The 12,197-nt window shown below is 64.9% G+C and carries 6 protein-coding genes; 3 read left to right on the plus strand and 3 right to left on the minus strand.

Annotation, left to right across the window (positions count from 1 at the left end):
- Nucleotides 1-13: 13 nt before the first annotated feature.
- Entirely contained in the window at nt 14-2,989 is a 2,976-nt protein-coding gene (locus tag ACP7BH_RS10950; protein WP_425985109.1) for a TonB-dependent receptor domain-containing protein, read from the minus strand.
- Nucleotides 2,990-3,396: 407 nt separating this feature from the next.
- Here ACP7BH_RS10950 and ACP7BH_RS10955 point away from each other — a divergent pair, with 407 nt between their 5' ends.
- Nucleotides 3,397-3,711 (plus strand): hypothetical protein, encoded by a 315-nt coding sequence (locus ACP7BH_RS10955; protein ID WP_236547491.1) that lies wholly within the window; start codon nt 3,397-3,399, stop codon nt 3,709-3,711.
- Nucleotides 3,712-3,736: 25 nt separating this feature from the next.
- Nucleotides 3,737-7,036, plus strand: coding sequence for a carbamoyl-phosphate synthase large subunit (gene carB / locus ACP7BH_RS10960; protein WP_425985111.1), 3,300 nt, complete (start codon nt 3,737-3,739; stop codon nt 7,034-7,036).
- A gap of 54 nt (nt 7,037-7,090) precedes the next feature.
- Here the strand turns inward: carB and ACP7BH_RS10965 are convergent, their stop codons facing one another.
- Together ACP7BH_RS10965 and ACP7BH_RS10970 are read right to left on the minus strand one after the other, a co-directional pair.
- Nucleotides 7,091-10,471: a class I SAM-dependent DNA methyltransferase gene (locus ACP7BH_RS10965; protein WP_425985114.1), complete on the minus strand. Its 3,381-nt coding sequence runs from the start codon at nt 10,469-10,471 to the stop codon at nt 7,091-7,093.
- A gap of 60 nt (nt 10,472-10,531) precedes the next feature.
- Nucleotides 10,532-11,818, minus strand: a complete 1,287-nt coding sequence (locus tag ACP7BH_RS10970; protein ID WP_425985116.1) for a dicarboxylate/amino acid:cation symporter — start codon at nt 11,816-11,818, stop codon at nt 10,532-10,534.
- Between the two features lie 127 nt (nt 11,819-11,945).
- Here ACP7BH_RS10970 and ACP7BH_RS10975 point away from each other — a divergent pair, with 127 nt between their 5' ends.
- Nucleotides 11,946-12,158, plus strand: a complete 213-nt coding sequence (locus tag ACP7BH_RS10975; protein WP_409713582.1) for a cysteine protease — start codon at nt 11,946-11,948, stop codon at nt 12,156-12,158.
- The last annotated feature ends 39 nt before the right edge of the window (nt 12,159-12,197 follow it).

The following is a 12,197-nucleotide window of genomic DNA, read 5'->3' on the forward strand; positions in this document are numbered from 1 at the left end:
CCGGATTGCGACCTTAGAAGGTCTTGCTCACCCGAAGGAAGCCCCGACGACCATAGAAGGCTTCGGTGTACTGCGACCCGAAGACCGAGTTGCCCTGAACGGTCGTGGCGAACGAACTCGCCGCCGGCGGCAACTCGTCGAACACGTTCGACACGCCGCCGCTGACCCGCCAGCCGTTGTCGCTGTCGTAGCTCAACGAGACGCTGTGGAAGCTGGTGAACTCAGCCACAGCCTTCACCTCGACCCGACGACCATCGATGGTTTCGAACAAGTCGCCGTTGTCGTCGATGTAGTCGAAGCGGCTGTCCTGGTTTCCGATCCAGTCAAAGCCCCAGAACGCGGTCCACGGACCATGCGCCAGGCTGGCGTTGATATTGCCGACCAGTTCCGGATTGCCGATGCGGCCCAGCGGATTGACCGGTGCATCCTCGAACAACGCGGTCCGGTCTTCCAAAGTCCAGGTTGTCTGGCTGTCAAGCGTCAGCTCACCCCACGGCGTGTCGGTGATGTAGCGAACAGTGAAGTCCAGTCCGCGGTTGGTTTGTTCGGCGACGTTCAGATACGAATCGCGCACCTGAATGATGCCGCTGGAGTTCACGTCGCGATCGAACTGGTTGCAGATCGGATCGGTCGGGAAGTTGTCGGAGGTGTAGCAGGCATTGAGAATGCCCGCCGCGCCAAGGTTACGAACCTCGTCCTTGATCTCGATTTCGAAGTAATCCACCGCCAGGCTCAGACCGCTGTTGGGCGGCGTGAGGACCACACCCAGAACCGTGGCCTTGGAGGTTTCAGGCTCCAGAACGCCCAGACCGCCGCCGGTCACAATTGTCGCCGAAGACGGCGCACCTGCGTAAGCCCCATCGACCCCGCCGCCCGGCCCCGCGGCGCTGGTGCAATTGTTATAGACCTGCTGCGAGACGGAACCGTCCGCGAGCCTGTTGTCCAGGTTCAAGCAGGGGTCGATGGAGCGTTGCGCCAGGAAGCTAGTCTGATCGGCCAGATAAAGTTCGAACAGCGCAGGCGCGCGGAACGAGGTGCCGTGCGATGCGCGGAACCTGATGCCGTCCATCAGCTCCCAGTTCAGCCCGACCTTGTAGGTGGTGGCGCTGCCCGACGTCTTGGTGTCGGTGTAGCGGCTTGAGAGAGACAGATCGAGTTCACGCGCAAACGGCACATTCTTCAGAAGCGGCACCGCCAATTCGGCATAGACTTCGCGGGTCTCGTCCGAGCCTGCGGTGATGCCCGAGCCGGAAAGGCCCCAGCTGTTGTCCGCCAGTGTGACTGCGCCCGGCGTGTCGTTGATCTCGTCACGACGAATATGGAAGCCCAGCGCGAGGCCGAGCGGACCCGCAGGCAGTTCCATCAGGTCACCCCCGATGAAGCCTTCGATATAAGTCTGTTCGTAAAGGGTGTTGCCCGTCTCAGTGTCGAACAGGAAAGCGCGCTCTTCGTCCGTCAGGCGACCTGCCAGGAAGTCTGGATCGGTGAAATCGACGTCGATGCATGGACGCCCGCTGATCGGCAAATTCGACCCGACACAGCTTGATGTCTTGAAGCTGGTCGAGTCCACTGCGTCCTGAAGGATGACGTCGGAGGTGTAATCACCGTCCGAGCGGCTGTACTGGACGAACACATCCCACTTCCAGTTCTTAAGCGGCCCCACGCTGAGGTCGCCACGAATACCGGCGACACCACGCATATAGTCAACGCGCTGCGATTGGTCGAAGTGGTCGGTGATCGGCGTAGCGCTGAGAAGATTCGGGCCGGTAAAGCCTGTTACGGGGTCGCCGCCCGATCCCGGACCGTAAATATAGTCGAAGAAATCAGCGGTGTAAGTGTAGTTCCAGAACTGGCGGAACCCGTCGGTGCGGCTCTCGCGGCGGTTCAGCAGGAACTCGCCATAGATTTCGGCGCTGCCGAGTTCATACGCCCCTTCGATAAAGGCGGTGTAACGATCGACCTCAGGAATGATGGACGCTTCTCTGGCGAAGTCCGGCAGGTTGTTCGTCACCGCCCGTGAGGGCGTGTCGTAGTTGACCAGATAGAAGCCGGCGGGTGCGTTGGCATATTGAGACGCGATCGCGGGATCGGTTGGCCGCGTCGGAATGTACTGACCCAAGTTGCCGTCATAGTCGAACTGGTAGCGACCGGGGCGACCCGAGAAGTCATCGCCATAGACGTAAACCTGACCCCAGGGCGTATCCGTGCATTGCGGCTGGCCGGTGCGCGGATCGATACGATCCGCCCGGTTACGCGTGCCCGGCTCGAAAACATACTGGTTGGTGCAGATCAGATAGTCGCGGTCGCCGGCGCGCAGGGCTTCCTGGCGATAATAGTCCGCCGAAAAGTTGACGTGGCCACGATCAAACTTTTTGCCGAAGGATCCAGAGATATTGAATTGCTCGCCACCGCCCTCGAACGGCGCTGTGGCGAAGACGGACATCTCGCCGCCATCACGGTTCTGGTCGGTGATCAGGTTGACCACGCCGGCGACGGCGTCGGAGCCGTAGATCGACGAGGCGCCGTCCTTCAGGATGTCGATGCGGTTGATGGCGGACTGCGGGATGACGTTCAGGTCAAAGGACGACACGCCGCCGCGTGTGCCTGCGGGGCCTGCACGACGGCCATTCAGCAGAACCAGAGTACGGTTGGCGCCCAGGCCGCGCAACGAGATCGTCGCGGCGCCCGGACCGCCATCTGTAACGAAGGCGCTGGAAATAGCCGAGTTCACCTGGGGCGAGCCCGCCGCCAAGGTGGACGACTGAAGGAACTGAGCCGTATCGCTGATGCCGCGCTGCTCGGCGCGCTCGGACGTCAGCACCTGGACGGGCGATGCGCTGGTGAACTCGTTGCGGGGAATGCGCGAACCCGTCACCACGATTTCGCCGACCTCTGTCGCCGATTCAGCGGGCTGCTCGCCTTCAACGGGCGGCGGCGTTTGCTGCGCGGCGGCCGGAAGGGCGGCCATGAGACCCACAGCGGAAAGCATGCTGCCCGCCAACAACCGAGAACGTTGATACTTCAAGCTGAAATCCCTCGAGATTATGCGGGAGCAACAACCAGCTCACTGCATATCGCTGATGTAACTTCCTAGAGAAACCACATTAGGACCAAAGCCTCGACGCAACCAAGTCTGAAATGTGTTCTACCTGCAACACGAAGGTGACAAAATCCACCTGTCCCGGATTCATCTTGAGGCGAAGATTAACCGGCAGCGTCATTCATCCCTGGCCATCCTCGCGCGCTTCGATTTGCGCTGATGGGACGTTTCCGGTTGCCCCCTCGCCCCTCCCTCTCTAAACGGGCCGCTTAACCGACAAGCAGACGTGAGCGTCGCAGGGCCAGGCTCTGCGGGGACTTCTCGCGCGCGTAGAGAACGAAGGACGACGCAGCCCCTTGGACGCCTCGGACATCAGTCATGACGAACGCGACGCCATGGTGCGCGCGGCGCTGGCCGAACAGGGCGACAGCGGCGTGACCCCGCGTCACACGCGATTCTACTTCTATGGCGAAGGCGACCACGGCGACCTGAACGAGGTCGCGCGTCGCGCCGGCTTCCTGACCGGCGGCGCCGACGATTCCACCACACTTGAGACCACCATGGCGGTGGACGAGGCGTCGTTCGCCGCGACCTCCGCCATGATGCAGACCTGGGCCGCAGCGTTTCAGCTGGACTACGACGGCTGGGACTGCGCGGTCGTGACCCATTAGCGTTCAATAAGAAGAAGAGCTGGCGATGCCCAAGCGCACAGACATCCAATCCATCCTCATCATCGGCGCCGGCCCGATCGTCATCGGCCAGGCGTGCGAGTTCGACTATTCCGGCGTCCAGGCCTGCAAGGCGCTGAAGGCGGAAGGGTACCGGGTCATCCTGGTCAACTCGAACCCCGCCACCATCATGACGGACCCCGAGGTGGCCGACGCCACCTATATCGAGCCGATCACGCCCGAGATGGTCGAGAAAATCATCGCCAAGGAACGCCCCGACGCGCTTCTGCCGACCATGGGCGGCCAGACCGCGCTGAACACGGCCCTGGCGCTGGACGCCTCGGGCGCGCTGAAGAAATACGGCGTCGAGATGATCGGAGCGAAAGCCGACGTCATCGACAAGGCCGAGGATCGCCAGAAATTCCGCGACGCCATGGACAAGCTGGGCCTTGAAAGCCCCCGCTCCAAGGCCGCCCACTCGATGGAAGAGGCGCTGGAAGGACTGGAGTTCGTCGGCCTGCCCGCCGTCGTCCGCCCGTCCTTCACCCTGGCCGGCACCGGCGGCGGCATCGCCTTCAACCGCGAGGAGTTCGAGGAGATCGTCCTGCGCGGCCTCGACCTGTCGCCGACCACCGAGGTCCTGATCGAGGAATCGGTGCTGGGCTGGAAGGAATACGAGATGGAGGTCGTCCGCGACACGGCGGACAACTGCATCATCATCTGCTCGATCGAGAACATCGACCCGATGGGCGTCCACACGGGCGACTCCATCACCGTCGCCCCCGCCCTGACGCTGACCGACAAGGAATATCAGCGGATGCGGACCGGCTCGATCAACGTCCTGCGCGAGATCGGCGTCGAGACCGGCGGATCGAACGTCCAGTGGGCCATCAATCCGGCCGACGGCCGCATGGTGGTGATCGAGATGAACCCGCGCGTGTCGCGCTCGTCCGCCCTGGCGTCCAAGGCCACCGGCTTCCCCATCGCCAAGGTCGCGGCGCGTCTGGCGGTCGGCTACACTCTGGACGAACTGACCAACGACATCACCCAGGTCACGCCGGCCAGCTTCGAGCCGTCAATCGACTATGTCGTCACCAAGATCCCGCGCTTCGCCTTCGAGAAATATCCGGGCTCGGAGCCCTTGCTGGGCACCTCGATGAAGTCGGTGGGCGAGGTCATGGCGATCGGCCGCACCTTCCAGGAATCGATGCAGAAAGCCCTTCGCGGGCTTGAGACCGGCCTGTCCGGCTTCGACGAGATCGAGATCGAAGGCGTCGCCGATGTCGAAGACGCCGGCGCCGCCCGCGCCGCCGTGGTCCGCGCCCTGGGCGTGCCCACGCCCGACCGTATCCGCGTCATCGCCCAGGCCTTCCGCCACGGCCTGACGGTGGAAGAGGTCAACGCCGCCTGTTCCTATGAGCCCTGGTTCCTGCGCCAGATCGCCGACATCGTGCGCGAGGAAGGCCATATCCGGGTCAAGGGCCTGCCGACCGACCCGACCGAGTTCCGCCGCCTGAAGGCCAAGGGCTTCGCCGACGCCCGCCTGGCTCAGCTGACCGGCGCGACCGAAAAAGCCGTCCGCACCGCCCGTCGCGGCCTGAACGTCCGCCCCGTCTTCAAGCGGATCGACACCTGCGCGGCCGAGTTCGCCAGCGCCACCGCCTATATGTATTCGACCTATGAGACCGGCGCCCTGGGCCAGATCCCCGAGTGCGAGTCCGAGCCGACGAACAGGAAGAAGGCCATCATCCTGGGCGGCGGTCCGAACCGGATCGGCCAGGGGATCGAGTTCGACTACTGCTGCTGCCACGCGGCCTTCGCCTTCGCCGACATCGGCGTCGAGTCGATCATGGTCAACTGCAACCCCGAGACCGTCTCGACCGACTACGACACCTCCGACCGCCTGTATTTCGAGCCGCTGACGGCCGAGGACGTGCTGGAGCTGATCGAGGTCGAGCGCTCGAACGGCGACCTGATCGGCTGCGTCGTCCAGTTCGGCGGCCAGACCCCGCTGAAGCTGGCCCACGCCCTGCAGGAGGACGGCATCCCGGTGCTGGGCACGTCCGTCGACTCCATCGACCTGGCCGAGGACCGCGAACGCTTCCAGCAAATGCTGGAAGGCATCGGCCTGCGCCAGCCGCCCAACGGCCTGGCCCGCAGCGCCGAAGAAGCCGCGCAAAAGGCGGAAGAGGTCGGCTATCCCGTCGTGCTGCGCCCCTCCTACGTACTGGGCGGCCGCGGCATGATGATCGTCCACGACCGCGAGCAGCTGGACCGCTACGTCCACGAGGCCATGCGCGTCTCGGGCTCGGACCCCGTCCTGATCGACCACTATCTGAACCGCGCCACCGAGGTGGATGTGGACGCCCTGTGCGACGACGAGACCGTCTTCGTCGCCGGCGTGCTGGAACATATCGAGGAAGCCGGCGTCCACTCGGGCGACAGCGCCTGCTCCATGCCGCCCTGGTCCCTGTCGGCCGAGACGGTGGCCGAGCTGAAGCGCCAGACCACCGAAATGGCCAAGGCCCTGAAGGTCCGCGGCCTGATGAACGTCCAGTTCGCCATCGAAGAGCCGCACAGCGCCGAACCCCGCATCTTCGTGCTGGAGGTCAACCCGCGCGCCAGCCGCACGGCGCCCTTCGTGGCCAAGACCATCGGCCAGCCGATCGCCTCGATCGCCGCCAAGGTCATGGCCGGCGTGCCGCTGAAATCCTTCGGCCTGACCGACAAGCCCTACGACCATATCGCGGTCAAGGAAGCGGTCTTCCCCTTCGCCCGCTTCGCCGGGGTCGACACGATCCTGGGTCCGGAAATGCGCTCGACCGGCGAGGTCATGGGCCTGGACTGGAAGCGTGAGGGCGAGGCCGACATGGCCCCCGCCTTCGCCCGCGCCTTCGCCAAGTCCCAGATCGGCGGCGGCGTCACCCTGCCGACCTCGGGCTGCGCCTTCATCTCGGTCAAGGACGAGGACAAGGCCTTCATCGTCGATGCAGCCCGCACGCTTCTGGCCGAAGGCTTCACCCTGATCGCCACCGGCGGCACCCACAGCTACCTGGTCGAACAGGGGCTGGAGATCGGCCTGGTCAAGAAGGTGCTGGAAGGCCGCCCGCATATCGTGGACGCCATGAAGAACGGCGAGGTCCACCTGGTCTTCAACACCACCTCGGGCAAACAGTCGCTGCAGGACAGCTTCTCCCTGCGCCGCACGGCCCTGATGATGAAGATCCCCTACTACACCACCACCGCCGGCGCCCTGGCGGCGGCCCAGGCCATCGGCGCCATCAAGGCCGGCGACCTGGATGTCCGACCGATCCAGGACTACGCCTGATCACGGACCGGAGGGGCGTGCAGACGCCCCTCCGGTTCGCCCTATGACCGACCGTCAGGCCGCCCGACGCGCGGCGTAGGTTCCGCCCGGCAGGGCGCTGATCCAGCCGTAGCGGACCAGGGTGGACAGGGCCTGGACCACCCGCTGTTCGATCTTCTTGCCGCCGCCCTTGAAGGCGCGCGACACGGCGGCGGCGTCCATCGGACCGTTCGCCGCCTCCAGCACGGCGTGGATGGCCATGGCCTGTTCGCCCTTGTCCTTGGGGAAGACCGGCAGGCTCTTGTCGATGGCGACGACCGTCTCGCCCAGGTCCAGTTGACCGGACTTGGCGGCGGCGCCCTTGGCGAAGCGCGGAATCTGATAGTCGGGCCGCAGCCAGCGCACGTGGCCGGCGGCCTCTTCCGCCGCGCGTTCGGCGTTCAGGGCGACCAGCCGTTCCAAAATCTGTTCGTCGCTCAGGTCGTGGGGCCAGCCATAGGCGTCGGCGGTCGCCCGGTCGATCTGATCGTGCAGATCCTTGAGGATCAGCACCCGGCCGCGTTCCTTGACGTCCTGATCCTTGGCGTCCAGCGGCGTCCCGGCGCGAATCTTCTCCAGCACATTATAGAGGCCGGTCAGGGTCAGGTCCGGATGCTCGGCCTGGACCGTCTTGCGGGTGGCGTCGAGTTCCTCTCCGAGGTCGCGGAGGGTGGTCCGGATGGCGTCGGATGGGTCGGGGAAAGGGAAGGGATCGAAGCACTCTGAATGGTTGTAGGTATGGTCGTTCCCGACCCCCAACCAACCGCCTGTGCTGAATGCATATGTGGTATGGATGCGGCTACTCAGCACCGTAAGTCGATCAGCATTCGACAAGGCAATGAGAATGACCTTGCTCTCTGCCACGGTATCGACGTCGAGGAACTGAAAGAGCCTGTGCTTTGCAGTTCTAGTTGTGGCGATGTAGCGGTCCAGGCCAGCGACGGCGTCTCTCTGGGAGCGGTGCGTTCGACCATGTAACCACCAAAAGCGCTTTCGGCTGGGCTCTCTACCGGCGTCTCGCTCGGGCTTCACGAGCTCAAAAAGCCGCGAAAATGTTTGCGGCATTCGAGTTCGCAGATCTCGATCAGACAGCCCGAATGTGTCGATGACGAAGCGATTTTGGTTGCGTTGAGAGAGGTCGCGTCCGTTTACATACGGACGAATAATCTGAGCACTGGCTCCACCATCCGTTGCGATCAAGTGGTCACGCTCCGAAGCGGTCAACACGAAGCCTTGACCGTTCAGTTGCATTCCTTTGTGGGCGATCCCTTCGTTGGCGGCGAGGCCTTCGAGCGAGGAGACAGCGGACCCCACCGTCAAATCCGAATTGATGCGTCCTTCGCGCTCGACGAACGTCAGCGCAGGATTGTCGCTATCCAAGCTGGCTTCCGAAACGACCTCTCTAAGCTGACCATTAAACGCTCCAATGCGCGCGACTGTCATAGCGATGCGCACGGCTGCGCTATCTTTTGTCGCCTTGGTCCACGGATGGTCGGGCACGGCGAAGATGATCGATATCGGTGCCTTCGCGGTAAGGTGCCGCTCAATCACACGACGCTGGAACACTTGGCTGATCGAGTTGGTGGTGACGAAGCCGAACCGGCCCAAGCGCGTTTTTTTTCGCGTCAGTAGTTCCGCCGCGCGTTCCCACCAATACATGACAAAGTCGGCACTCTCGTTCATGTCTTTGTGCGCCTTCCACAGCGCCTCGGCGTAGCCCGGCATCATTCGTGAACGAAGCATCGCTCCCCCGATAAACGGCGGATTCCCCACGATGAACTCCGCCGTCGGCCAGTCCGGCCGCCGCGCGTTCGGATAGACTTGGACCGCAACCCCGTCCCTCATGTCGAACTGGTATTCGGGATAGCCGTCCCAGGTCAGGACCGCGTCCTTCTGCTGGATATTGCCGAAGGCCTTCAGGATCGGTTCGGCGGGGTGTTCGACGCTGTTGCGGTAATGCTGTTGCAGATAGCCGATCCACAGCACCAGCTCGGCGATGGCGGCGGCGCGGACGTTCAGTTCGATGCCCAGGAACTGGTGCGGATCGACGGTCTCGAAGCCGATGCCCTCGGTCTCGCCCAGCTCGGCCAGGGCCTCCAGCACCTCGCCCTCCAGCCGCTTCATCAGCTCCAGCGAGACATAGAGGAAGTTTCCGGTGCCGCAGGCCGGGTCCAGCACGCGGGTCGTGCAAAGCTGATGATGGAAGGCGCGGACGGCCGCCACCGCCTCCTTGTGCTCGCCCCGTTCGCGCGCGTCCCCGGCCTTGACCAAGGCGGCGTTCCAGTCGCCGCGCAACGGCTCCATCACCGTCACCTCGACCAGCCGCTCGACATAGGAACGGGGGGTGTAGTGGGCGCCCAGCTTGCGCCGCTCGCCCGGCTCTAGCGCCTGCTCGACCAGGGTGCCGAAGATGGCCGGCTCCACATAGCGCCAGTCGTGGCTGGATGCGGCCAGCAGTTCGCCGATCTCCTCGCGACCCAGGGGGAAGGCCTTGGCGTTCTTGAACAGGCTGCCGTTGAAATGGCGCAGATGCAGACCGAAGCCGGCATAGAAGCGGCTCTCGTACTCTGGCGCGTCCATGCTCTTCCACAGGGCCTGGAGCATCGGCGCGAAGCTCTCGGGATGGTCCAGCTGGTCCTTCAGCAGGGCGGTGAACCGCCCGCGCGGCAACAGGTCCACGTCCTCGGCGAACATGGTGAAGATGCACCGCATCAGGAAATGGGCGACCTCTTCCGCCGGATGCTTCTTCTCCAGCCGTTTCGACACCTCGGCCAGCCGCTCGGCGATCTGGCGGGTGACGCGGGCCGACTCGCGGGTCGGGTCCAGCGACAGGGGCTCGGTCCAGATCGCCTTCAGCCGTTTGACGATCTTCTCGTCGCGCAGATCCTCCAGCCGAACCCGGAAGCCCTTGCGGTCGGGGAAGTGCGAATAGGCCCGGCCGCTGCCCGAGAAGTCGGCATAGACCTCGAACACATAGCCGACGTCGCAGACGATGATGAAGGGCGGGGCGGCGTGGTCGGCCGGCAGGCGGAAGACATAGTCCTCGGCCTGACGCCGGGCGTTGCGCATCAGCACGTCCCACTTGCCTTGGGACGCGGCGGTCGAGGCGGTTTCGTCCGCCTTGAACAGCGCGCCCTGGCCGTCGTCGCGATGCGCCGCCCGCGACTGTTTGGCCTCCAGGATGAAGCAGCCGCGCTTGTACAAATCGATCCGCAGCGTCGAGGCCAGGCCTTCGGACTCGCGCCGCTTCACGCCTCGCTCGAAAACATAGTCGTTGGTGCGGGTGTCGTCGCTGGCCGGATCAGGACGCGGGAGATCCAGCGCTTCGCACAGTTCCGTCAGGAACATCTGATAGTTGGCGCGCTCGGCCCCGCCCCGCGCGGCGCTCCAGCGCTCAATGAAGGTGTCGATATCCAATGATGCGCCCCGTGTCCTCGCCACACCCTAGAGTGTGTTCGTTCTCAGAGGAACCGACCTTCACCCCGCCTCTTCTTCCCCGTCCTCGCCCGCCACGATCCGGGTCGCGGCCAGGTCGGCGGTGACGTTGCCGACGGTGCGGAAGATGTCGGGGATGACCTCCACCGCCAGCAGCAGGGGCAGGACGCCCAGCGGCAGGCCCATGGCCAGGCAGATGGGGCCGATGGCGGCGAAGAAGCTGACTTGGCCCGGCAGGCCGACCGAGGCGATGGACACGGCGATGGCCGTCAGCCCCCCGGCGATCAGCACCCCCAGGCTCAGTTCGACCCCGTGCAGCTGCGCCACATAGAGGCAGACCGCCAGGTTCGCGACCGGGCTGGTGATGCGGAACACCGCCACCGCCAGCGGCAGGACCAGGCCCGCCGAGGTCTGGGGCACGCCCAGCCAGTCGCGGGCCCGCTCGATCATGACCGGCAGGCTGGCCAGCGACGACTGGGTCGAGACGGCGACGACCTGGGCCGGGGCCACGGCGCGGGCGAACCGGGCCAGCGAAATCCGTCCCCAGACGATGGCGACGACATAGATGATCAGGATCAGGCCGATCTGGCTCAGGCAGACGATGGCGACATAGTGGGCCAGCGTCCCCGCCACCCCCAGCCCGGCCCGCAAACCGACGCCCAACGCCAGGGCGAACACGCCGAACGGCGCGGCCAGCAGCACCCAGTGGACGATCACCACCATGGTCTCGGCCACCGCTTCGAAGAAGCCCGCCAGGGGGCGGCGCAGCTCCGTCTTGATCCGGGTCGCGGCGAAACCGAAGGCGACGGCGAAGACCACGACCGCCAACACCCCGTCGTCCGCCGCCGCCTTGATCACATTCGCCGGCGCCAAACTAGCCAGAAAGGCGCGCAGGCCGTCCGTCCGCGCCGCCTCGCCCACAGTCGTCAGAGACTCGGTCGTCACCCCCGCCAGCAGCCCCCTGCCCGCCTCCGGATCGATAGGCCAGACCGCCAGCAGGCCCAGCCCCGCCAGGATCGCATAGACCGTCGCCCCGACCAGCAGCACGCCGAACACCACCAGCGACCGCACGGCGATCCGCCCCGTCGCGGCCGCATCGGCGATGGAGACGATGCCGGTGACCAGCAGGCTGAACACCAGGGGAATGACCGTCATGCGCAGCGCATTCAGCCAGACCTGGCCCAGGCTTTCGACCACCCCCAGCGAGCCGGTCAGCCACGACGCCTGCGTCCCCTGCGCCAGGGCTCCGACAACCACGCCCGCGACCAGGGCGGCGATGACGAAAAAGCTCAAAGAGGTGAAGAAGGCGGCGATGCGAGATTGGCTCATAAACCAGAGCTAGCACCGCTTTTCGCGGCGCGCGCGCCAAACCTTCTGTCGGCCATCTTCAGTTCATGTCGTCGCAGGGCGAACCGCGACGCCAGACGGCGCGTTAAGCCGCCAAAGGAGATCAATCATGTCCCGTCTGCACAAACTCGTTCCCATGCTCGGCGGCCTGCTGCTGTCCAAGGGCGGCCGGCGCGTCGCCGGTCGCCATGCCGGCAAGCTCGCCCTGGCCACCCTGGCCTATGAGGTCTGGCGCAACCGTCGCGAAGGCGCCAAGCCTCAGGTCACGCCGAGGCCCGCGCCCGAGCCCCGCGCGCGGTGGAGTGGTCGTCGCCCGCGCTAGCGCTCGACTTGCCCCTCGACTTCTGGGGCGGCGATGCGA

Origin of the sequence: Brevundimonas sp. TWP2-1 (genome assembly GCF_049897645.1) — a bacterium.
Taxonomy (GTDB): Bacteria; Pseudomonadota; Alphaproteobacteria; order Caulobacterales; family Caulobacteraceae; genus Brevundimonas.